Source organism: Methyloprofundus sp. (genome assembly GCF_965251085.1).
Taxonomy (GTDB): domain Bacteria; phylum Pseudomonadota; class Gammaproteobacteria; order Methylococcales; family Methylomonadaceae; genus Methyloprofundus.
Genome location: NZ_OZ252594.1, coordinates 3,781,686 through 3,804,302, shown reverse-complemented (window position 1 = coordinate 3,804,302; position 22,617 = coordinate 3,781,686). Strand labels below are relative to the sequence as shown.

The 22,617-nt window shown below is 40.8% G+C and carries 26 protein-coding genes and 1 pseudogene; 15 read left to right on the top strand and 12 right to left on the bottom strand.

Going from position 1 to position 22,617, the window contains the following annotated elements:
* Positions 1 to 280: 280 nt before the first annotated feature.
* Positions 281 to 529: an AbrB/MazE/SpoVT family DNA-binding domain-containing protein gene (locus ACQY3F_RS17945; protein ID WP_428356348.1), complete on the top strand. Its 249-nt coding sequence runs from the start codon at positions 281 to 283 to the stop codon at positions 527 to 529.
* Complete coding sequence (locus ACQY3F_RS17940; protein WP_428356347.1) at positions 519 to 911, top strand: type II toxin-antitoxin system VapC family toxin; 393 nt, start codon at positions 519 to 521, stop codon at positions 909 to 911. Before ACQY3F_RS17945 ends, ACQY3F_RS17940 begins: the two co-directional genes overlap by 11 nt.
* 163 nt (positions 912 to 1,074) lie before the next feature.
* Here the strand turns inward: ACQY3F_RS17940 and ACQY3F_RS17935 are convergent, their stop codons facing one another.
* The 6 genes and pseudogenes from ACQY3F_RS17935 to hslO all read right to left on the bottom strand — a co-directional run bounded on the left by ACQY3F_RS17935 (position 1,075) and on the right by hslO (position 5,664).
* The gene (locus tag ACQY3F_RS17935) at positions 1,075 to 1,395 is read right to left on the bottom strand and encodes a helix-turn-helix domain-containing protein (protein WP_428356346.1); all 321 of its coding nucleotides are present in this window, start codon (positions 1,393 to 1,395) and stop codon (positions 1,075 to 1,077) included.
* Positions 1,392 to 1,754 carry a type II toxin-antitoxin system RelE/ParE family toxin gene (locus tag ACQY3F_RS17930; protein WP_428356344.1) on the bottom strand — a complete coding sequence of 121 codons (363 nt, stop codon included), beginning with the start codon at positions 1,752 to 1,754 and terminating at the stop codon, positions 1,392 to 1,394. Before ACQY3F_RS17930 ends, ACQY3F_RS17935 begins: the two co-directional genes overlap by 4 nt.
* A 1,129-nt stretch (positions 1,755 to 2,883) precedes the next feature.
* Complete coding sequence (locus ACQY3F_RS17925; RefSeq protein WP_428357740.1) at positions 2,884 to 3,486, bottom strand: polysaccharide deacetylase family protein; 603 nt, start codon at positions 3,484 to 3,486, stop codon at positions 2,884 to 2,886.
* A gap of 586 nt (positions 3,487 to 4,072) precedes the next feature.
* Positions 4,073 to 4,360: a HigA family addiction module antitoxin gene (locus ACQY3F_RS17920; RefSeq protein WP_428356342.1), complete on the bottom strand. Its 288-nt coding sequence runs from the start codon at positions 4,358 to 4,360 to the stop codon at positions 4,073 to 4,075.
* Positions 4,361 to 4,369: 9 nt separating this feature from the next.
* A pseudogene (locus ACQY3F_RS17915) lies at positions 4,370 to 4,567 on the bottom strand (type II toxin-antitoxin system RelE/ParE family toxin); the annotation flags it as partial.
* Positions 4,568 to 4,788: 221 nt separating this feature from the next.
* Positions 4,789 to 5,664 (bottom strand): Hsp33 family molecular chaperone HslO, encoded by an 876-nt coding sequence (hslO, locus tag ACQY3F_RS17910; RefSeq protein ID WP_428356341.1) that lies wholly within the window; start codon positions 5,662 to 5,664, stop codon positions 4,789 to 4,791.
* A gap of 128 nt (positions 5,665 to 5,792) precedes the next feature.
* Here hslO and queC point away from each other — a divergent pair, with 128 nt between their 5' ends.
* From queC to ACQY3F_RS17860, 10 genes are all read left to right on the top strand, one after another.
* Positions 5,793 to 6,464 carry a 7-cyano-7-deazaguanine synthase QueC gene (queC, locus tag ACQY3F_RS17905; protein WP_428357738.1) on the top strand — a complete coding sequence of 224 codons (672 nt, stop codon included), beginning with the start codon at positions 5,793 to 5,795 and terminating at the stop codon, positions 6,462 to 6,464.
* Between the two features lie 339 nt (positions 6,465 to 6,803).
* Entirely contained in the window at positions 6,804 to 8,021 is a 1,218-nt protein-coding gene (locus ACQY3F_RS17900; RefSeq protein WP_428356340.1) for an FAD-dependent monooxygenase, read from the top strand.
* A complete protein-coding gene (locus tag ACQY3F_RS17895) occupies positions 8,018 to 8,782 on the top strand; it encodes an ABC transporter permease (RefSeq protein WP_428356339.1) in 765 nt (254 codons plus the stop codon). The genes ACQY3F_RS17900 and ACQY3F_RS17895 overlap by 4 nt, the downstream gene beginning before the upstream one ends.
* 179 nt (positions 8,783 to 8,961) lie before the next feature.
* Positions 8,962 to 9,330, top strand: a complete 369-nt coding sequence (locus ACQY3F_RS17890) for a DUF4398 domain-containing protein (protein WP_428356337.1) — start codon at positions 8,962 to 8,964, stop codon at positions 9,328 to 9,330.
* A 40-nt stretch (positions 9,331 to 9,370) separates the two neighbouring features.
* Positions 9,371 to 10,141: an OmpA family protein gene (locus ACQY3F_RS17885; protein WP_428356336.1), complete on the top strand. Its 771-nt coding sequence runs from the start codon at positions 9,371 to 9,373 to the stop codon at positions 10,139 to 10,141.
* 265 nt (positions 10,142 to 10,406) lie between these two features.
* Positions 10,407 to 10,835, top strand: a complete 429-nt coding sequence (locus ACQY3F_RS17880; protein WP_428356334.1) for a hypothetical protein — start codon at positions 10,407 to 10,409, stop codon at positions 10,833 to 10,835.
* 36 nt (positions 10,836 to 10,871) lie between these two features.
* Positions 10,872 to 11,300, top strand: a complete 429-nt coding sequence (locus ACQY3F_RS17875; RefSeq protein ID WP_428356333.1) for a hypothetical protein — start codon at positions 10,872 to 10,874, stop codon at positions 11,298 to 11,300.
* 132 nt (positions 11,301 to 11,432) lie between these two features.
* A complete protein-coding gene (locus ACQY3F_RS17870; protein ID WP_428356332.1) occupies positions 11,433 to 12,968 on the top strand; it encodes a phytoene desaturase family protein in 1,536 nt (511 codons plus the stop codon).
* A 64-nt stretch (positions 12,969 to 13,032) separates the two neighbouring features.
* Positions 13,033 to 14,628: an NAD(P)/FAD-dependent oxidoreductase gene (locus ACQY3F_RS17865; RefSeq protein ID WP_428356331.1), complete on the top strand. Its 1,596-nt coding sequence runs from the start codon at positions 13,033 to 13,035 to the stop codon at positions 14,626 to 14,628.
* A gap of 228 nt (positions 14,629 to 14,856) precedes the next feature.
* Positions 14,857 to 15,378 (top strand): transposase, encoded by a 522-nt coding sequence (locus tag ACQY3F_RS17860; protein WP_428356330.1) that lies wholly within the window; start codon positions 14,857 to 14,859, stop codon positions 15,376 to 15,378.
* A 66-nt stretch (positions 15,379 to 15,444) separates the two neighbouring features.
* On the opposite strand, the gene ACQY3F_RS17855 is transcribed toward ACQY3F_RS17860, so the two are convergent.
* From ACQY3F_RS17855 to ACQY3F_RS17830, 6 genes are read right to left on the bottom strand one after another with little or no spacing between them, the layout of a single operon-like run.
* Positions 15,445 to 16,734 (bottom strand): NAD(P)/FAD-dependent oxidoreductase, encoded by a 1,290-nt coding sequence (locus tag ACQY3F_RS17855; protein WP_428356329.1) that lies wholly within the window; start codon positions 16,732 to 16,734, stop codon positions 15,445 to 15,447.
* Position 16,735: 1 nt separating this feature from the next.
* Positions 16,736 to 17,455 carry a 3-oxoacyl-ACP reductase FabG gene (gene fabG, locus ACQY3F_RS17850; RefSeq protein WP_428356327.1) on the bottom strand — a complete coding sequence of 240 codons (720 nt, stop codon included), beginning with the start codon at positions 17,453 to 17,455 and terminating at the stop codon, positions 16,736 to 16,738.
* On the bottom strand, positions 17,452 to 17,826 hold the full coding sequence (locus ACQY3F_RS17845) for a hypothetical protein (protein ID WP_428356326.1): 375 nt from the start codon (positions 17,824 to 17,826) through the stop codon (positions 17,452 to 17,454). The genes fabG and ACQY3F_RS17845 overlap by 4 nt, the downstream gene beginning before the upstream one ends.
* A 49-nt stretch (positions 17,827 to 17,875) precedes the next feature.
* Positions 17,876 to 18,784: a lipid A biosynthesis acyltransferase gene (locus ACQY3F_RS17840; RefSeq protein WP_428356325.1), complete on the bottom strand. Its 909-nt coding sequence runs from the start codon at positions 18,782 to 18,784 to the stop codon at positions 17,876 to 17,878.
* Positions 18,777 to 19,088, bottom strand: coding sequence for a hypothetical protein (locus ACQY3F_RS17835; protein WP_428356323.1), 312 nt, complete (start codon positions 19,086 to 19,088; stop codon positions 18,777 to 18,779). Before ACQY3F_RS17835 ends, ACQY3F_RS17840 begins: the two co-directional genes overlap by 8 nt.
* Positions 19,075 to 20,397 (bottom strand): AMP-binding protein, encoded by a 1,323-nt coding sequence (locus tag ACQY3F_RS17830; RefSeq protein WP_428356322.1) that lies wholly within the window; start codon positions 20,395 to 20,397, stop codon positions 19,075 to 19,077. The genes ACQY3F_RS17835 and ACQY3F_RS17830 overlap by 14 nt, the downstream gene beginning before the upstream one ends.
* 430 nt (positions 20,398 to 20,827) lie before the next feature.
* On the opposite strand from ACQY3F_RS17830, the gene ACQY3F_RS17825 reads away from it, so the two are divergent.
* The 3 genes from ACQY3F_RS17825 (at position 20,828) to ACQY3F_RS17815 (ending at position 22,613) form a co-directional block, all read left to right on the top strand.
* Entirely contained in the window at positions 20,828 to 21,145 is a 318-nt protein-coding gene (locus ACQY3F_RS17825) for a hypothetical protein (RefSeq protein ID WP_428356321.1), read from the top strand.
* The gene (locus ACQY3F_RS17820; RefSeq protein ID WP_428356319.1) at positions 21,145 to 21,846 is read left to right on the top strand and encodes a TSUP family transporter; all 702 of its coding nucleotides are present in this window, start codon (positions 21,145 to 21,147) and stop codon (positions 21,844 to 21,846) included. Before ACQY3F_RS17825 ends, ACQY3F_RS17820 begins: the two co-directional genes overlap by 1 nt.
* 98 nt (positions 21,847 to 21,944) lie before the next feature.
* Positions 21,945 to 22,613, top strand: a complete 669-nt coding sequence (locus tag ACQY3F_RS17815) for a lysophospholipid acyltransferase family protein (RefSeq protein WP_428357736.1) — start codon at positions 21,945 to 21,947, stop codon at positions 22,611 to 22,613.
* The last annotated feature ends 4 nt before the right edge of the window (positions 22,614 to 22,617 follow it).

Here is a 22,617-nt window from a genome sequence, read left to right as displayed (position 1 = left end):
GCCCCAGAGAAGAACCCAGGAGGCTGTTCAAGAATAGAAGGTCTACTGCGGAAAAGCTGATTTTGGCCAGATTTTCCCGATTATTTTCGTTAAAGAGCCAGCTATTCTCCTCTAATAATCGAAAAGTCTGACTCAAAATAGCTTCCCCTTGCTACGGCTTCTATTCTTGGACAGCCTCCTAGGAAAGCATCTGTGAACTACGCTCAATTATTTCAATAGTGGCAGTATATGTTTTTTACCATTATGATAATGTGTGTCAAATAAATATTTGAGGTAAAAAATGCATCATATGGCAACCATAGGGAAGTCAGGCCGATTAGTAATACCTGCTCAGTACCGTAAAGCTCTAGGTCTCACCGAAGGTGAAGGGGTGATAATTTCATTAAAAGATGGGCATATAGAAATATTGCCTGTTGAGCAATCAATAAAGAATGTACAGGAAAAAGTTGCAAGGTACATGCAGTCAGATAACGATCTTGTACAAATGCTGTTTAATGAGCGTAGAGCAGATGTGGCAAATGAACAATAAATATTTACTGGATGCCTCTGCAATTCTTGCATTACTTCAAAAGGAGAAAGGGTCGGAAGTGGTTGGAAAATGCCTTCCTTGTAGCGCTATTTCCTCCGTTAATCTGGCAGAAGTTGCCAGTGTTCTTAATAAACTTGGCATGCCGGAAAGTGAAGTTTATGAGCTTATTAATGCAATGGATATTGAAATTCTAGATTTTGAGAAGGGCACCGCCATTGCTACTGGTGGGATGAGAAATATTACTCAAAAAAAAGGTTTGTCATTAGGAGATAGGGCCTGTCTTGCGACAGCGAAACAGCATAAACGTATTGCTCTAACTGCTGATAAGGCATGGCTGGAGTTTCAGCAAGACATTGGCGTAGAAATCAAATTTATTCGTTGATTTGTCTTGATCAATGCTGAGTTGTGCTTTGTGCCTGAGCGAGTGATCCTGAAAACACTCGCGCTATGTCGATTTTATCAAAATGGCATTTAGCACTGACCCCTTTGGTCCCTTTTTATGTGCAAAATGCAAGACCGACCCCAAAACTTATTATGTCTTTTTATTACGCACTGAGCCTATAATCAAGAAGGTGAGGGGATTTTTCTAGGAGTTCAAGTAAAACTTTAGTCGAGCCACTTGGCTTTCTTTTTCCTTGCTCCCACTGCCTTATTGAGGATGCGCTAACATTTAACACTTTAGCAAATACAGTTTGACTGAGGTTCATTTGCTTTCTTATGGCTATGATCTGATTTGTTGTTAATTGGACTTTTGGAATTTCTACACCCAGCAGATCAAGTTCTTTTTTTGTAAAGGAGACTTTTATTCCAGAGTCCATCATATCTTGAACAGTCTCTCCAATTGCATTCTTTATAGACTCTCTCATTTCTCTTCCTTCAGATCAAATAGTATTTTTTGCCCGATAGATTCTTCAAGTTCCTCTGAGTCCAAAGCTAAAAGATCATTTCCTAATTTCTTGAAATATTGTAATTCAGCTTTGTCAATATTCTCTTTTTCGTTCTTTCCAAATCCATATAAGAAAATTGCTTTCTCACTTTCTTGAGATACAATAATTGTCCTAAACCCTGAACTTTTTCCGCTATGTTCTCTTTTTACTCGAACTTTGAACAGGTGACTTCCTAAATCTGTTGTAGATAATCCACCTTCTAGGTCACAGATAGCCACAAGCAAGTCATCATTTGTCAACTTAACTTTCTTTGACCATTTGGTGGACAATTTTTTCATGGCTCAACTATAGCACATTGTGATATATGAATTAAACTGAATATGAAATTAAGTCGTTTTTCTAAATGAGCACAGCGGGGTCACATTACGACGGGGTCTACTATAGAATTATGACTATATCTCAATCAGTGATATTGCTAAGAATCATAAATCAAAGACGCTGTGACCCTCGTTTTTTGGTTCAATCAAATATTTAGCAAACCAAAAATATTTAAAGAGGGTTACTTAGGAACGCACACGGAATAAGTTGAGCATCTGGCGCAGGATTTTTATTCGTATTCAAGACGTAGAAAACGGATAAAAAGACAAGTCAGTTGCTTAAGTTATTTCGTGCGCATTCCTTAGGTGTTGTGGCGGTATAAACTAAGTTGGCTGAATACTTAATTTACAATAGAGAAAGCAAACTAATGAAACACTTAAATTTAATGCTATTAATGGGAACTTTGGTCGCCTTACTGAACATAGGCGCCTAGTTGGTTGTGTCCCTTTACAGCCCTCTGTTGGGATATTTGGAGCTGTTGAAGACGATTCTTGCAGAGGCAATCAAGCTTGTTTAGATAATTCTGGTTATATCGGATCAGATTCTTGCAAAGGTGATTTTGCCTGTCAAAGAAACGAAGGAAAAGTCCAAGAAGACTCTTGCAATGGAGAATATGCCTGCCAAGATAACTTAGGTATTATTGGAGAAGACTCATGTAATGGAAACTATGCATGCCAATTTAACACCTCTGTTATTGGGAGGAATGAATGTAACAAAAACAACGAGTGTCAACAAGTCCCTGACGAATAAAAATGGTCAGCCTCTGTTGAAATTGCTTGTTTCAATGCCTGCTCTTGGCTGATAAGGCTCTTTCAATGGGAGTTTTGAATTAACACTAGGAAGCCCTCACGCGAGAAACAACGGGGTCTTTGGTTTAGGCTATGTCTCAGTTAGTGGTATTGTTAAGAATCATAAATCAAAGCCCCCTTATTCGCTTTATAAGACCTGAGGTTCCCCGAGTTTGATTCTGCATGCAGCTTGCATGAGGACGTTGCAAAAAACAAGGTCAACATCAGTGCAATACACTTTTCGATAAAATGTGTGTTCATTTTTAGGTAATAGTTGTTCGGTGTGTGCTGCACAAACCAATTAATCTATTTCAGGAAAGATGATCAGTTTTTTATTTTGCATGTCTTGCAAAATATAGGGCAATATTTCTACAGTGTTCTGTACCCGGTCATGAAAAAGAATACTTGATCTGTCATCGATTTGCCTGGTAATTCGCGTTAGCATTTTTTGTGCATTTTTATTTATCGTGTCGTAAGACCTTATATTCCATCCGACCACCTGTAAATTATTGTTTTTAGTTATTGCTGCAATTATTGGGTTACTGATGCCAAGTGGTGGCCTGAAAAGCGTTATTTTCTGGTTAATAATCGCTTCTACTACTTTAATGCCGTGCAAAATTTCTTTTTCGGCCTGGCAGAAACCCAGCGTTCCAAAGTTAGCTGGGTGGTTCAGGGTATGTCCACCAATCAAGTGCCCACGCTTCACTATTTCTTTAACAATATCGGGATGATTTATGGCGTTTTTTCCGATAAGAAAGAAAATTGCTTTTGCATTATAGGTTTCTAATATATCCAGTATTTTCAGCGTCATTTCAGGGTCGGGGCCATCATCAAACCCCAATACGGCATAACCTTTTTTTGCTTTATTTTTTGCCTTTAAATAGACGTTTAATTGCAGGTTCATAGAGAAATAAAACAATAACAGATAAATTGTTAACACTGATAAAAGTACAGGGAGCAATACATCCGTGTTGCGCAGAAAAATATATATTATTCCTTCGATAAAAAGAAAAAAAACGGCAAGTTGCTTGAAGCTATACATAAACCTAGAAACCGCAGTTGAGCAGGGATTTTGTGGAAAATCTGAGTTCGAAAGACAAGGCACAGCTAGCAGGCAATGGCCGTAGCCCTTGGCAATAGCTGTAACGCAGCATTTCGCACTCAGATTTATTCACAAAACCGTGAAGCGGAGTCTGTTGACCCTGCAGGTGATAAGTTGTTACGGGCATTATGTTTTATATTCAAATGCTTAAAGTGTTTTTTAGCGTTCAACTGCGGTTTTTAGGATAAATGGAGTAAAAATAAATTCTATACTTTGCTTGGTGACTGTTGCGCTGTTATAGTGCGTCGATTTTTGTTGAGAGCAAGGCGCTGAAACAGACGGCCAGCCTTCGAAAATGGTGATTAATAATTACACCCTGCATATCAAATTCAGATCAAAGGGGTAGCCAACTTGACCTTAAACTTCAATTAAGACGACTAAACAAACATCAGGCCACCAATATTTTAGAAACCTGTAGTTCGTCTCTATGTTGTTCGGCTTGCCATAAATCATATTGAGATTGCTGGTTCATCCAGCTTTCTGATGAAGTATTAAAAGCTATAGATAAACGAACAGCCATTTCAGGGCTTATACCAGCTTTGCCATTAATAATGCTGGATAATGTTTTTCTACTAATGCCAAGTGCCTTAGCTGCATCAGTAACTGTCACCCCTAAAGGCTCAAGGCAGAGTTCTTTTATTATGAGTCCAGGGTGGGGGGGATTGTGCATTAACATGGTTTTACCTCAATGATAATCTTCATAATTGACAATCTCTGCATGCTCTCCATTCATTCGAAAAGTTACTCGCCAATTGCCGCTCACTTTAACTGACCAAATATCATTTCTATCACCCGTAAGTTGATGAAGTGATAACCCTGGTAAGTTCATATCCAATGGTTGTGCAGAAGCATTAAGCCTACCTAAAATTAGTTGAAGCCTAGCGGAATGATTTGATTAGATAGCTGATTTATTTCCTGTTTTAAAGAAGCGTTCTAGCCCTTTATGTTTGAAACTTATAATCATAAGCTAAAGTATAACTAGATACGTTACAGGTATCAATTGGTTTTATCAAAACCATCTTTTTGGAGGAGTCCATATCATCAACTAATGTTTTTTATGATAACAAGTGATTGTCTCGGTCTGGTTTTTTGAGAGATCTGGGATTAATGCTGGGTTTTGCTTTTAGGGTGTACTAATGCTTTGGAAAAGACGCGAGCTATATCAACTTTATCAAAGTGATATTTGCTACTGCAAAATTCACAATCTACAATGATCTTACCTTGCTCGGTAAGGATTTCATCTACGGTTTCGCGGCCTAGCGATAATAATGTTACTGCGACCTTTTCAGCCGAACAGCGACATTTGAAGCTAATCGGTTCTGCGGCAAACAGGCGTACTTGTTCTTCATTAAACAGACAGTGCAGAACTTCTTCACAGGGGAGTTCTAATAGTTCTTGCTTGCTAATTGTGCTCGCTAAAGCCTCTATACGAGTCCAGTCTTCTTCTGAGTCTGAGTTTTGCTCTGCAGGAAGTTCCTGTATTAAAAGACCCGCTGCCTGATGTTCGTTGGCAAAAAGCCATACACGCGTTTTTAATTGTTCAGATTGGGTAAAATAAGTTTCTACAGCGTCACTAAGCTGTGTTCCCGCTAAGGGTACAATTCCCTGATAAGGCTCGCCTGAGGTGGGTTCTATGGTTAAAACCAGGCGACCAGAGCCGAGTAATTCAGCAATGTTTTCACCTGAAGCATCTGCATCGCAGCGCGCCCAGCCACGGATTTCTCTATTATTGGTACTTTGCGCTACTATTGATTTAAGTGGTCCATCGCCTTGAGCCTGGAGAATCAAGTTGCCATCAAATTTTATCGTCGCCGATAGCAAAGTTGCTGCTGCCAGAGCTTCAGCGAGTAGCTGCATGACATCTTCAGGATATTTGTGGTGTTGTTTTGCTGCTTGCCAGCTAGAGCTCAAGTTTAACCATTCGCCCCGGACGGCTAATCCATCAAATAAAAAACGGCGTAGAACATCTTTTTCTTGCATTGCGAGTTGTCACTTATAGTTTGATTATTCCTTATATTATAACTGCACTTATTCAATGCGCGCAGCGATATTCCATTACCTGTGTTAGCCAGTATAATAGTGTGCGAATTGACAACTATTTAAGCAATATGACAAAAAAAGCAATCATCTTATTATCAGGCGGGCTAGACTCAGTTACTGTTCTTGCGTTGGCAAAACAACAAGGCTATGACATATATGCTTTGAGTTTTGATTATGGTCAAAAGCATAATTCCGAACTTACGTCAGCCCGGGAAATAGCACAAGACTATCAAGTAGCTGAACATAAAGTAATCAATTTAGGTTTGGGGGAAATTGGTGGTTCGGCTTTAACCGATGATGCCTTGAAAGTGCCCGTAACACATCAGGAAGGAATTCCGGTGACTTACGTTCCCGCCAGGAATACGGTGTTTCTTTCGTTTGCACTAGGTTGGGCGGAAGTGCTGGGTGCGCATGATATTTTTATTGGTGTTAATGCGGTTGATTATTCTGGATATCCCGATTGTCGCCCAGAGTTTATTAAAGCTTTTCAGGTTTTGGCAAATCTAGCCACTAAAGCAGGTGTAGAAGGGCATGAAATTAAAATTCATGCGCCTCTTATCCATATGAGTAAAGGTGAAATCATACAACAAGGCACTAAGCTGCATGTCAATTATGCGCAAACAGTCTCCTGCTATGCTGCGAGTTCAGATGGTTTGGCCTGTGGTGAGTGTGATGCCTGCCGATTAAGGCAACAAGGGTTTGAACAGGCAGAAGTATCAGATCCAACCCAGTATCAATAATTCATAGAACACAACCCTTAAACCTAGAAAAATCAGTTTCTCACGGCTTCTAGCACAAGCTCTTGATTCCACAGAACTTCCAAAAAATACCCGATTAACCTACGGGTGAATCTAAGATTTTTTGAAAGTGTTATATTAATTCAATGTCTTGCACTATAATTCCGCGCCCAACTGATTTTTCTAGGTTAAAGGAGTGTGAAACGGATGTTAGAAGTTAGTGATATTACAGGATGTGCTGACGAAAGGATGCGCATCAATCTGGTTCAATAGCATTGGATGTTTTCGCTATGTCTCCTCAGTGCTATAATTATTCACATAATTTGTTTACTGGATAGTGGCATGAATGAAGAATATGATGTATTAATTGTTGGTGGTGGAATGGTCGGTGCGGCTGTCGCCTGTGCCTTGGGTGATAGTGATTTAAAAGTAGCTTTGATTGAACAAACCATGCCAGAGGCATTTTCTGCGGAGCAAGCACATGACTTACGTGTCTCTGCTTTAAGTATCGCATCACAGCAAATTTTACAAACGGTGGGTGCCTGGGATGCGGTAATGGTGATGCGCGTCTGTCCCTTTAAGCGTATGCGGGTCTGGGAAACAGCGGGGGATACCGAATTTAATAGTGATGATATAGCTTATGATGCATTAGGGTATATTGTCGAAAACCGCGTGACTCAGCTAGCCTTATTACATAGAGCCCAAGAGTTTCCAAATATAGAGTTTCTGTGTCCAGCTACTATCAAGCGCATAAACTATACCAATGGCAAAGGCAGTGTAGAACTTGATGATGGCCAGGTTTTATCTGCTAAAGTCATGGTCGGTGCAGATGGTGGGCAGTCACGCTTAAGACAAACCGTCGGGCTGGGCGTGACCAGTTGGGATTATAAGCAACATGCCATGGTTATTTATGTAGAAACTGACTACCAGCAACAGGATATTACCTGGCAGCGCTTTGTACCCACCGGCCCGCAGGCATTTTTACCATTAACAGGAAGCTATGGCTCTATTGTCTGGTATAACACACCCGATGAAGTGCGTCGCTTAAAAGCTCTAGCTGAAACAGAATTGCTGGCTGAACTTATGGCAACTTTTCCGGAGTGTTTAGGCAAAATTAATAAAGTTCTTGGTGTAGCGAGTTTTCCGTTAAAGCGTCAACATGCACAGGAGTATGTAAAACAAGGGGTTGCCTTAGTGGGCGATGCTGCGCATATGATTAATCCACTAGCAGGACAGGGCGTCAATATAGGTTTATTAGATGCGGCTATGCTGGCAGAAGTCTTAATTGATGCCAGCAATAAAGGTAAAAACATTGCTGATGTTGAGGTGCTCAAACGATACGAGCGTTTACGCCGAAACGAAAACCTGAAAATGATGACTGTGATGGATTTGTTTTACCGTACGTTTAGTAATCAGGTTTTACCGCTTAAGTTCTTTAGAAATCTGGGTCTGGGTTTAGCGGAACGAATTACCCCGTTAAAAAATAAAGTGATGCGTGGAGCAATGGGTTTAGAGGGGCGCTTACCCAAGCTGGCAAAAGGTGAAACGATAATTTCATGAATAACTCGATTGCCTTTAGAACCCTGTTGTTTAAAGAAATTCGTCGCTTTACGCGTATCTGGCCACAAACATTATTACCACCGGCGATTACCACTTCATTATATTTTCTGATTTTTGGCAAACTGATTGGTGATCGTATCGGTAGTGTGAATGGGGTTAGCTATATGGATTATATCGTACCGGGTGTGATTTTAATGTCAGTGATTAGCCACTCCTATTCCAATGTTGTGTCTTCGTTTTATTCAACCAAATTTCAGCGGCATATTGAAGAGTTACTGGTGGCGCCTGTACCAAACTGGGTTATTCTGGCGGGTTATATTGGTGGTGGAGTTATACGCGGAATGTTAGTCGGTTGTGTCGTGGCGGCAATTTCTCTGCTATTTACTGAAATATCCGTGACTAATTGGTGGATTACTGTTGCTGTATTTGTGTTAACTGCAACCTTGTTTTCTCTGGCTGGCTTTGTTAATGCGATTTTTGCCGATAGTTTTGATGATATATCCATTATTCCCAATTTTATTTTGACACCTCTTAGTTATCTGGGCGGTGTGTTTTATTCTGTTTCCATGCTCCCTGAGATCTGGCAGAAAATTGCTTTGTTCAATCCTATTTTGTATATGATTGATGCTTTTCGCTTCGGCCTGATTGGTATTTCAGATGTCGATGTAATCAGCGCCATGATTATTACCGTCAGTTTTATACTGGTATTAATCATTTTTTGTCTGATTTTACTGGCCAGAGGTACAGGTATAAAAAGTTAATATTTAGGCGGTGAAATAGAGGCTGATTTTTTACTGCGAAATATTGAATCTATCAAGGTATAAAAAATCGGGATGCGCTTTAGAAAATTCTTTTGCAATTCCGCATAACTAATATAGAATCACAATGTTAACTACATTAGTTTGTCATTATTTCTTAAATTAAAATGGAGAGCGAGTTTATGTTTATAAAAAATAATACTGCAGCATTAATTAAAGCGACTGCTTTAGGTGTTGCTGTTTCTGCCTTAAGTGCATGTGGAATTGCACCACCAAAAACTGAAGTTGCGTATGCAGAAGCTACGCTACAGTCGGCTAGAAACATAGGTGCCAATGAATATGCTGCGGTGGAACTGGAACGAGCAAAAAATAAACTACAGCAAGCCAAGAGCGAAATGAAAGAGGGTAACGATGAAGCGGCGTTACGTTTAGCCAATGAGGCAACTGCAGAAGCAAGTTTGGCTCAAGCGAAAACTGAGGCAGGAAAAGCAGGTGCATCAGAAAAGCAAATGCAACAAAGCTTGCAAATGTTGAAATCCCAGCTGCAATAATCAGTTTTAACCCGATTTACTAATATTTATGGACCTATTTATGAAAACATTGACAGTAAAAAAACTGCTTATTCCTGTAGTCATTACTACGCTGGTTGCTGGTTGTGCAGAATTACAAAAGCCAAAATCGTTACTTGATGCACAACAAGCGTATAAATCAGCGGCTAGTAATCCAGCCATACAGAAATATGCAACAGATGAGTTAACTAAAGCAAATGAAACTTTGCTTAATGCGGTTGCTTCTGAGTCGCTAGATGACATGACGTCATTGGCCTACATTGGAAATGCCCAGGTTGAAACGGCAGTTAGTATTGCTGCGGCTGAACAATCAAGACAAAACAGTGTTGATTTGATGGCAAAAAAAGAGCAATTAATTAACGACTCGCTTAACTTAAAAAAAGACGCTACTCAGAACCAACTAGATGTAGCGGAGAACAAAGTACTGGCAATGCAATTATCTGAAGCAGAGCGTGAAATTTTACGAGCCTTTGGGGATATTGAATTTGTTACAGGTACGGCTGATTTAGTGCCTGGCGCCACCAGAGGTATTGATTTGCTAGCGACCTATATGGAAAAGTATCCTAGTAAAAAAGTAACCTTGGAAGGGCATACTGATAGCACGGGTAGTACAAAACTTAACAATGAATTATCACAAAAACGTGCTGATTTTATTCGTAATGTTTTAATTAGCAAAGGTGTTGCTGCCAACCGTATTACTGCGATAGGCTATGGTCAAAGCCAGCCGATTGCTTCAAATAGCTCACAAGCTGGACGGCAGAAAAATCGTCGTATTGATATAAAATTCAACTAGTACAACACTAGTGATATAGGATGTTACGCAGCAGTTATGACTGCTGCGTAACGCTCTTCAAAAAATCTCCTGAATATTCTTGTTACAGGCTCATACTCTGAAAGGACGATGGTACTTTTCCCCAGTTGCAGCTTAAAGAGCCGAGGGCTTAGCCAGTAGCGACTATCTTTACAAGCGCTCATTAGTTAAGGTTAACTCACTTGCAGTTCTTCATCGGTGCGCAATCTCTGTATAATTAAGCGTTTTTCTGAAAGTAATACGCACCATGAAACACATTCTCTCAACGCTATTAGTCAGTTTACTCTTATTGATGCCATTCCCGTCCCTGGCGACAAGTAAAAGTTGCACTATAAAGTATAATTTAACTGGCTGGTCTTTTTTTTATCAAGGCTATAAAGGGACGGGAGTTGTCAGTTGTACTAATGGACAGAGTGCCCGGGTTTCTTTGACCCTACATGGCGGTGGCTTAACTTTAGGTGTGATCGATATTGAAAATGCCAAAGGTAAATTTACGGGCATTAAAAGTATTCAGGATATTTATGGCACTTATTTCTCAATCGATGTACATGCTGGTTTTGCCCGTGCAGCAGAGGCGCGTACCTTATTTAAAGGCTATATCGCCGGTGGTGGTGCTGGTGTCGGTGGTGGTTATAATCTAGGCTTTGCCTTTAGTGGCTTAACCATCAAGCCTTAAGGTATAATCAAGTTTTACTATTTGAAAGGAATAATTATGCGTACAAAAATTTTAGGCTTAGCTGTTAGTTCACTTTTCTTTATGTCTTTTTCTACAGCTCATGCTGAAGATTGTGACTTAAAATATACTATGAAAGGCTGGGCTGCTTTTTATAAAACCTATGAGGGAACAGGAACAGTAACGTGCCCAAGCGGAAAAAGTGCCAATGTGAAACTGAGTTTGAAAGCCGGTGGATTTACTTTTGGCGCCTATGAAGTAACTGAGGGTAAAGGTAAAATTCGTGGGGTAACAAAAATAGATGATATTTATGGCAGCTCTTTTATGATGGATGGCGATGCAGGCTTTATTAAATCAGTTGAAGGACGCTGGGCACCAAAAGGCGCTCGAACTGTAACGCAGTCCGGAAAAGGTAAGGGATATGATCTAGGTTGGGCTATGGGCGCTTTAAGTATTCAGAAGCCTTAATTAGCACGTAGATTTTTATCGATCAAGTTGTTATCGTGCGCATCATGCCCTTTGCACATAGGAAAGGGTATGATGCTTCATCTCCTGTCTAGTTGCTCCCGTTATATAAAGTGCTTAAGGTATTAGCAATACATGCAGCAAAAGAAATTTGATATTGTTGTTATTGGGAGTGGAATAGGCGGTTTAACTGCCGCCGCTTTGCTGGCAAAATCAGGCCGGCAAGTTTTGGTGTTAGAGCAACATGACCGTGCTGGGGGCTATGCACATGGCTTTAAACGCAAGAAATATACATTTGATGCAGGCGTACATCTTACTAGCGGGTGTGGACTAAAGGGCTTAGCGGGTGGGCAGATAATCCGCAAAGTGCTGCAAGCTATCAATCAGTATGATCAGCTGGAATTTGTCCAGGTTAATCCCTTTGCTCTTGTTTCGGTTGCTGATATCGAAGTTGAACTGCCTTCATCCATTGATGGCATCGTAACTCAATTAGCTAAGCTATTTCCTGATGAACGACAGGGCTTGAAAGCGTTACTATCCTTATGTTTAGCCTTGGCGGAGCAAGTCGCTAAATGCGATGATGTTATGGCAACAGAAGCTAATAATATCATGCAATCTGAATTAAATTTATTACTTAAATATCGTCACTGCACTCTCGCTGAAGTCTGGAGTGATTACATTACAGATCCCCAACTAAAATGCATCTTTGCGGCGCTATGGCCGTATCTGGGTTTGCCTCCTGAAAAAGTATCGTTTATTTATTGGGCGAGTATGCTAATGGGCTATGTTGCTGATGGTGCCTATTACTGTGCCGGCGGTTTCCAAGTATTCTCTGATAGTCTGGTCACAGGCTTAAAGCAGGCTGGAGGCGAAATTTACTATAAGCAAAAGGTAAATAAAATACATGTCTGTGAGAACAAGGTTCAAGGCGTACTTCTTGAATCAGGAGAAGTCATTCACGCCGCAACGGTTATTGCGAATGCTGATATGCGACAGACAGTCTATCAGCTGATAGGTAAAGAATATTTCCCCAAACGCTACCTTACCCGGTTGCAGCGCATGGACGTATCATGTTCTATTTTTGTCGTTTATATTGCTACTGATCTGGACCTTGTTCAGGCCGGAGCACATCATGAAGCATTCTATTATGATGAATTAAGTCATGCGCTTAATTACAAAAAATCAATGCAGGGCGAAGTGTCCTGGATAAGCATCACTGTGCCAACTTTGGTGGATAGCAGTATTGCGCCTAAAGGTGAGCATTTAGTCATGTTGACAACTTTAGCGAAGTTTGATCAGGCTAGTGATTGGCAGCAAGAAAAAACCAATTATATGCAAAAAATGCTGGATTTTGCAGATCGTAAAATTAAGGGCTTAAAATCACATGTATTGTTTATTGAAGCGGGTTCTCCCTTGACAATGCAGCGCTATACATTAAATCAGGACGGCGCTGCTTATGGTTGGGCAGTAACACCAGAGCAAGTGGGTGCCAATCGCATTGCTAATAAGGCTCCGATCGAGGGGCTTTATTTTTCCGGGCACTGGACGACACCGGGCGGTGGTGTTTATGGTGTCAGTTATTCAGGCGTACAAACAGCACAGAAAATTTTAGGCTTAACTCGGCAAGCTGAGCTGTGGGCAGTTTGTGCCGCAGCACCCGTTAGATTATAGTGAGAGGGGACTCTGGTAGGCTAAAGCCTACTCCCCGCGGTTTATGTAGTATTGGAGAATTGTAATGCACAATGCGTATGACGTCCTGATTATGGGCGGGGGGTTATCTGGACTGACATTAGCCATTCAGCTGAAGCTAAGAATTAACGATATCAGCATATTGATCGTAGAAAAAGCAACCTTTCCTATGCCAGAAGCGGCACATAAAGTGGGTGAATCTACGGTAGAAATAGCCGGTTATTACTTTGATGAAATTCTGGGTTTGAAAGCGGAACTAGAAAATGAACTGCCTAAATTAGGCTTGCGATTTTTTTATAGCTATCGGGATAATCAAGATATTAGCAAACGGATTGAAATTGGGCCGAGTATTTTTTCCTTCTCTAAAAGCTATCAAATAGATAGAGGTCGATTTGAAAATGCTTTAATCAAGCGATGTCTCACTCTAGGGATAGATTTTCAGGATAGTTGTAAAATAAAAGACATTTCTGTCGAAAAACATAATCATCAAATCACGCTTTTACACAATGAACAGAAAAGCGTTATTCACAGTAAATGGCTTATTGATGCAAGTGGGCGCATGGGGCTGTTAAAGAGAAAGCTCAAGCTGGCAAAGCCTGCTTACCATGATGTCAATGCCTCATGGTTTAGAATCAATCATCAGATCAAAGTGGATGACTGGGTGGCTGAGCAAGAGTGGCAAGACCGGGTTGAAGAACCCAGGTGGCTGAGTACCAATCACTTAATGGGGAAAGGCTACTGGGTGTGGATTATTCCACTGTCATCGGGCGCGACCAGTATAGGGATTGTTGCAGACCCTAAAATTCACCCCTATGCAGGGTTTAACACTTTTGAGCGCGCCAAAGTGTGGCTGAAAAAACATGAGCCACAATTTGCCGGGATTATTGATCGGCACCTTGATCAGTGGCAGGATTTTCTCACTCTGAAACATTATTCATATAATTGCAAACAAATGTTTTCAGCAGATGGTTGGGCGATTACCGGTGATGCAGGTGTTTTTCTTGATCCATTTTATTCGCCAGGCAGTGATTTTATTGCCATGAACAATGGTTTTATTACTGAACTAATTGTTAAACAATATGCTGGAGAGGACATTAATGTAGCAACAGAGGCTTACGAGAAACTATTTCGTATCATGTTTATCGCATTCGGCCCTGTTTATGCAGATCAATACCCTATTATGGGGAATGCCAGGGTGATGACGATAAAAATTATCTGGGACTTCACTCTTTATTGGAGCGGGATCGCGTTATTATTTTTCAGCAATAAATTAACCGACCTAGAGTTTATGCAATCCGCATCAATCACCCTGCAGCAGATATATCAGCTGAATTCCCAAATGCAGGGTCTATTCCGTCGCTGGGCCGAGATAGATTTATCGACACAGGATATGAGTGATATTTTTTTGAATTACAGCCGGATCGAGTTTATACAGCAGCTGAATAAGGATTTGCATAAGCAACAGAGTGATTCAGAGTTACAGCAAAGACTGGTGCTGAATATGGAATTTATTAAGCAGCTGGCATGTGAGATCATTGCAGAAGCAATGCGGCTATACCCAGAGTTAAATGAGTATGCTCCTGAAATGCAGGAGGCTAGCACTCAGCATTTACTGGATGTTTTTGCTGCATTCGGGGAGTAGGCTTTAGCCTACACGTATAGACACATTTAAAAAATAAGGCTCTGTCACCGTTAAGTGTGGAAAATATAGCTAAAAACTGTTTAAAGCTTGATATATTACGCTTTAAAATAGTATTTCATCGCATTGTTAATTGATTGGAAGAATGATTTTTTAAAATATACACTTAACGGTGACACATTTAAAAAAATATGACTCGTGTAGGCTAAAGCCTACTCCCCAAAGGTATGCATGAATAAAAAGACTTTAAATCACTATAGTCAGTTAAATGTTTATCAGTTCGTTACTTTTCGTACGCATGATAGTGTTGATGAGTATTTACATCGAGTGAATCAAACACCTGATTTAAGCATCTCGCAAAAACAAATGAACATTGATAGCTACTGTGATCGATCAAATAAAGGGTGTTATCTAAAGGGTGATGTGATTACTATTATTGATAGTTACCTAAAACAGTTAGATCCTGAATTCTATAGGTTAATTGCCTACAGTATTATGCCAAATCATTTACATTTGTTGTTTCAGCAAAACCAACAACTGAAAGAAATAATGAAAAGAATAAAGGGCGGGTCAGCATTGTTGGTAAATAAATATCTGGCAAGGCATGGAAAACTATGGGAAAGAGATTATTTTGATAAAGCTATTCGTGATGAAATACATTTTTTGCTAACTTACGAATATATAAAAAATAATGCAATTAAAGCAAAGTTAGAAGATGCTGATCAACGCTTTTATGGCATATATGAAAATTAGGGGAGTAGGCTTTAGCCTACACGTATAGACACATTTAAAAAAATAATGACTCGTGTAGGCTTTAGCCTACTCCCCTATTTTCTGTTTTTTAAATAGCGTAAATTTTCTATTTAGCTTGAATTCGAGCAGTATATTAATGAAATATAGGAACTTAAACGCAAGCAGGGGAAGTCTAATTTGAGAATTATGATACGCATCTCCCGCTAAAACCGAGATAACAGCTGATTTCAACTTTTGCTTAACAGGGTGCTGGCTGGCTTCATCAGACGACATAAGCAATTTATGCAGAGCCGGACTGTTAAAGCGATAAATAAACCAGCAAAAAGCTTTTATTTCTTCTGCGACGGATTTTTCAAATTGCTTTACCCGTTGTTTATTATCAGCTGTACTCCTGAGTATTTGATCGACTAGGTCAGCTCCTCTTGTTGCGCTTTGCATCGCTAAATAAACGCCGCTGGAAAATACCGGGTCTACAAAAGCATAAGCATCACCAATCAGTAAAAAACCATCGCCAGACATAATACTGGATTGATAAGAATAATTTCCTGTTGCCTGGACTTCACCATCCAGCTCAGCGCCTTTCATGCGCTGACCCACTTCAGGAATAAAGCTTAAGCTTGTTTGTAGAAACGTTTTTAGATCGCTATCGCGTGTTTTTAAATATTCTGGCCAGCAAACGCAACCAACGCTCATAACGCCATCTTTAAGTGGAATCAGCCATACCCACCCGTGCTGAAACCAGTAAATACTGATATTTCCCTCATCTCTGCCGGTTCTACGCGCTACATTTTTAAAATGACCAAAAATGGCGGCCATTTTGTGCTTGGGGTTTTTTTGTTTGCTATTCAGTTGTTGCGCCAATACAGTATCGCGTCCTGAGGCATCCACCAGGTACTTGCTGGTAAATTCGTGTTGCTTACCTTGTGCATCGACAGCGATTGTTTTTTTTATGGAGCTACCTAAATCGCTATGAGTGACTGTCATGCCTTCCAGGGCTATGACTCCTTTTTTCTGGCAATTTTTAAATAATATTTCGTCTAACTCGGAACGTCTGACTTCATAGGCGAAGGCGGGGCTAGTATTGGTGGCTTTGGCAAAATAAAAGGTATCTTGTGCGAGAGAAGTTTTCAGAGAATTGAATTCTGCGGCATACTTCTTAATCCCTATAGCATCAACTTGCTCTAGTACACCTAGTTTTTCAAACAGAGGTAAATTCATCGGTAATAAAGATTCACCAATATGAAAACGAGGGTGATGGGCTTTCTCCAGCAGGCAAACACAATACCCTTTTTCAGCAAGCAAACTGGCAATCGTTGTTCCGGCAGGCCCGCCGCCAATCACTAAAACATCGTGCATTTTAAGCCATCGCTCCATTAATATTAATAATCTGCCCTGAAATATAGCTGGCATCATCAGAGCATAAAAAAGCAGCAAGAGCAGCGACTTCTTCGGGCTTTCCAGCTCGTTTCATTGGCACGATGTTTTTAATCATTTGCTTATCAAAGCTGTTTTCTGTCATTGTGCCTTCGATAATGCCGGGTGCAATCGCATTGACAGTGATCTTGCGTGATGCAAGTTCTTGCGCCAGCGATTTGGTGACACCGTTTAATGCCGCTTTTGCAGCTGAATAATTACATTGGCCACGATTGCCCATCACACCCGCTACTGATGACATATTAATAATCCGCCCCCAGCGACTTTGTATCATCGGCATTAATAACGGCTGAGTGACATTATAAAAACCATGCAGCGAGACATCAATCACATCTGCCCAGTTTTTCCTGCTCATTCCGGCTAAGGGTGCATCTCGATGTATGCCGGCATTATTGATGATAATCTGGATGAGCCCTGACTCGGAGAGTTTTTCCAAGGCTTTCTCCGTGGTTTCTGCATCGCAGACATCAAAAGCAATCGCTTCGGCTGAGCCACCTTGTTGCTGAATAGTAGTGACAATATGCTGTGCTTTATCAATGTTATGATTGCTATGAACAATTACATGGATATTATTTTTAGCAAGGCGATAGCACAAGGCTGAACCTATATCGCCACTACCGCCCGTAATAAGTGCTTTTTTCATGGTTGGGTATGAATGACCGTTGCCCGGGCATCAAGTAGTAAAGTGTCTTGACTGTCGGTAATTCGGAATGAATAAACGGCTCCGTTTTCGATTTTTAGCTCTGCGCTGGCTTTTATATGTAGCGAGCCGCTAATAGTATCTAAGCTATTAATATGAAAATGTGCACCTCGCACAGCCGCTAGAAATCCCGGAGAAGATTTGCCAGATAGTAAGCCGCCATGAATTGCCATCGACTGAGCGCCATATTCGATAAGATGCATGATCGAGAGACTGTTATCTAAGCGTAAGGGATTATCAGTCGCTAAATGTGACTGAGTGGAGCAATTAATGTGTTTATCACTCCATGAATCGACCTGATCAATTAACATCATAGATCCGGCATGGGGAATCAGGTGTGCAAACTGTGCTTGATTTAAAGTCTTATTGTTCATCTTTTTGCCAGTAATCATAAAAATTGAACCAATTGTAAGGCGTCTCCAGCATTTGTTTTTCCAGAATATCGACATATTTCTGTGTATAGGCTTGTATGTCCTTTTGCCTGGTTTTGCGGTTTAAGGTAACTTCTTCAGCGAGTAATTCAAAGCGAATTTTATAACGATTGCCTCCCAGGTAAATACCAAAAAACACAATCAGTGGTACCTTTAAAGCAGAGGCGAGTAAAACAGGAGCCGTAGACATTTTGACAGGTTCACCGAGTAGCGAGCAGATAACTGTTTTGTCATTGCCTTCACCTAAAATACGGTCACCCAGTAAGCCGACTGTTGTGCCACTATCAATGGCTTCTTTTACCTTCAACAGTCCGCTGGGTGAGCCATCTAAAGAAATTAAGGTGTCCGCAACATCAGCATTAAGTGCGTTAAGTACTTGCACCATCATAGGTGCCTGCTGCTCATACATAAGGATTTTGATCGGCAAAGGATAGTTGCTTACAGCATAACTGCGTAATACTTCAAAACTGCCGATATGACTCCCAAGTAGCAGACAGCCTTGGCCATTTTTGCTATAGGTTAAGGGAATGTTTTCTGCTGGAAAACTAATGTCTAATTTGGAAAATTGGCCAGTAAGTAAATACACGCGATCCAGAATAGTTGATGCAAAAGTATGGATATGTTTTGCACAATCCAGCCAGTTTGCCTGGCGTTTTAATACCCGTGTCAGGTATTGCATGGATGCCCTGCGCGGGGCCGTGGCGAACAGTAGAAAATACAGGGTGATCGGGTATAGCAGTAGGCGTGCTACAGGCCGTCCAAGGTGCAGGGCTATCCAGCGTATGGTGAGTAAGGTGAACGGGGTGCTACGTTCCTTGCTATCTTGCCAGTGTTTACTCATCGTCAATCTCCTGGATAAGAATTGAGCCGGTCGCGAGGGTGTCTGTATGGCGAGTGCAGGAGAATTTTATATTGTGTGCAGACGATTGTTGGAGAGTAATGGTGAAATCTTCGCCTGGGTGTAGAGGATGTAAGAACTTGGCCTGGGCTAAGGTGTTGATACGGTAAGCAGGCAACCATAAGCGCAGTTGTTGTTGCACATAATTTAAGATAACGACTCCCGGAACGATAGGGTTGTCGGGGAAGTGTCCGGCAAAGCAAGGGTGAGTCGCTTCAATACAATAATTCTGGTTATTTTCTAGCAAGTTGCTGTGTCCGTATCAGTTGCTCAAGTTCTGTTTTATTTATTTTGCCCATGTCATTGCGGGGTAAGGCCGAGACTGAATATATTGCACGAGGGATAAAAACTTCATCTATGGATTGTCTTAACTGTTTAATAATAGCATGTTTGGGTAATTGGCTAACAACCAGGACTGATAAGCGCTCATTATTGCCGGGAAAAAAAATACCGTCTTTAACGCCGTTGATAGAGGTCAGTTGGTGATTAAGGTCGCTTAGCGAGGCTCTTTTACCTGCAATTTTAATTAAATCTGTTGCACGACCCAGTAGGGTAAAAAAACCCTGATTATCAATGCTGAAATTATCATCTAAAATCTGTGGCTTGATAATGTGTCCCCCCTGTAAAATAAATTGTTTATTCTTCTGACTTAGATGAATTGTGTCGTAAGGTTGCCACAGACTGGATTTAGCTGGACGGCGGGAAGCGAACGATAAAGTCTCTGTGCTGCCAAAGAGTTCAAAGACTGGTGTTCGTAGGCTTTGCTCTACGTGTGTTGCCAGATTTTTTTCCATTGGAGCCGTTGAAGACAGGACAAACTTAATAGTATTCCAGTGACTACTTGTCTCACTACAGATTTTTAAATGCCTGGGAGTAGAGATCAGGATTTTATCAGTGCTTATATTATTCAAGGTTGAGCATATATCCTGGGGATAAAAAGGGCGGCTATTATGCAATGTCATTTGCGAAAATAATAGCCAGAATAATGAAGTTTCCAGGCCATACATATGTTGCATGGGGACTGTAGAAACCAGGGTGATTTGCTTATTTTTTAGTTTAAAGCGCTGTAGTGCTAATTCGGCAGAAGCTTGAAACTCACGCCAGGTTTTCGTTATGGCTTTAGGTTTACCGGTACTACCTGAGGTAAACGAGATAGATAGAGGACGGTTTATATCGATTAGGGGAAAAGGATTGCTGCTTTTTTCTAATAAGTCATAAGTAATAAGGAAATCACTGATGCTTTTGTCATCGCCTAGTCGGTAACTATCAGGATAAGTTGCTTGTAATTCGTGTAGAGTTTTTGGTGCCTGATTGGAGGGTAGTAATGAAATTTGTTTGCGGATGCAAACAGCTAGATAAGAAACGATAAACAGGTAGCGATCCTGGCATAGGTTAATGGCATAGTTTTTTTCAGGTAATTTCTCACTTAGCGCAACAGCATGGGCTAATAAGTCAGCACGGCTGATAATGCCAGAGGCGCAAATACAAAAAGGCATCGCTAGTTTTTTTTTCAGGCTTTCAGCCAGTAAAATTGTGTGTTGATTGTGTGCTGTCACGATAAGAGTGGCAAATAAAAAAAGTGATTAATTATCCTAGAAAAATCAGTTGGGCGCGGAATTATAGTGCAAGACATTGAATTAATATAACACTTTCAAAAAATCTTAGATTCACCCGTAGGTTAATTGGGTATTTTTTGGAAGTGCTGTGGAATCAAGAGCTTGTGCTAGAAGCCGTGAGCAACTGACTTTTCTAGGATTATACAGGATACTTTACGAGAAAGGCGTAGGGCGTGGCTTTAGCCCGCCAATATAAGCATAGTGTTAAAGGCGGGCTAAAACCACGCCCTACGGATAGATTATCAAAGCTATCGGCAAAAATCGCCCGCTAGAAAACCGCAGCCGTGGCCGTGCGAAGTATATGCTAAAATATTTTGTTCAGTGTCGCCCCATGTTGGTGAGGTGCGGTAAGACTATTTTTGGTTAGGTAATGATAAGCAGAGAAAAAAGTTGGTCATTGATAGTGAGTCTGCTAGTGGCTGTCACTGTATGGGGCACTTGGCTTTTTTATACATACCCAGAGAGTTGGCAAATCATTCATAATTATTGGCAAGTCTCGGTAACGATGGTTTTTGGTTCTATTATTGCCGGTGCAACCAGTGAAGGTGGTGGCGCGATTGCTTTTCCAGTCTTTACTAAGGTTTTGCATATCCCGCCAGCTGATGCAAAAGTTTTTTCCCTGGCTATACAAAGTGTCGGTATGGTTGCGGCTACAGTTGCTATTATGCGGCTACAGTTGCTATTATAATGATGCGCGTGAAGGTGTTGTGGCGAGTGATAATTTGGGTTAGCCTCGGTGGCGCGCTTGGTATAGTTATTGGTTCTGTTTTACTATCACCTTTATTGGCTACGGTAACAATTAGGATGTTATTCACTATCATGGCTATCAGTCTGGCATTTACCCTTATACGCTTAAGCACTGGCTTTCGACTTAACCACTTAAATATGCCTGACATAGCTTTAAGGGAAGTCATCGTATTATTAATAGTGGGTGTTGTTGGCGGGGTGATCTCTGGTTTGGTGGGGAGCGGTCTTGATATGATTTGCTTCTCGGTGCTGGTGTTATTATTTCGTATCAGCGAAAGTATCGCGACACCAATATCGGTTGTTTTAATGGCTATTAACTCGGTTTTAGGGACTTTGCTACAGATTTATTTTCTTGATGGCATCAATGCGCAAGTGCAGGCTTATTGGCTGGCGGCAGTTCCAGTGGTTGTGGTGGGCGCACCTTTAGGCGCTTATTTTTGTAGTCGTATGCATTATTTGCATATTCGCTATTTGTTAATTGCGTTAATATGTTTAGAGCTAGTCACTTCACTTTGGCTGTTAACATTTGATAGCGCCTTGATTATTTTTAGTATCAGTATGTTAATGTTATTTTTGGCGGTTATGATTTCGATGGGTAGAGCGCAATTGTATGTTCGCTCCTCTGAGCAGGAGCGCGTGTGATTAAATATTGTCAGGACTGGATTGTTTACTGTTTTATGCTCGTATACTGGGCTATTACATCACTATTTGTTTCACTGCTGGGAACTTTATTGTACTTAATGCTGCCACAAAAGTACGCACTGGTTTGTGGGCGCTTTATATTGCAAAAAGATTTCCAGTGTTTTGTTTTTTTATTAAAAGTGACTGGCTTGCTCATTTTAGAGGATGATCAATTAAAAAATCTGGCAAATAGGCAGGGGGCGATGATTGTCGCACCCAATCATTCAGCCTTATGGGATGTGGTATTTATTGTGGCGCAAGTGCCTGCGCTTATCTGTATTATGAAAGAGAGTATCTTGAAAAACCCATTACTCGGAGGACAGGCAGGGCGACTTGCTGGCTATATTCCGGTTAACTCAATTAGCCAAATGATTAAATTAGCCAAACAGTGCTTAATAAAAAATAAGCAGTTGCTCATGTTTCCGGAAGGGACACGAACAAAAACTGATGCGCAATGGATGAACCCTATACAAGGCGGTGTTGCTTTGTTGGCTAAGCAAACCTCAGTGCCCGTTATTCCTGTTTTTATTCGCAGTAATTCCCGTTTTTTTGAAAAAGGCTGGCCATTGTATAAAAAGCCCGAATTTCCATTAAGAATGAGCATTAATGTGGCCGAGCCTGTTTATATACAGGAGAATGAATCAGCGCAGGAATTCGTACAGCGCCTGGAAAAAATTTACCTTGATGAATTGTCTAGTCCGCACCCATTACGAAGAGTGCCGAAATAATCGA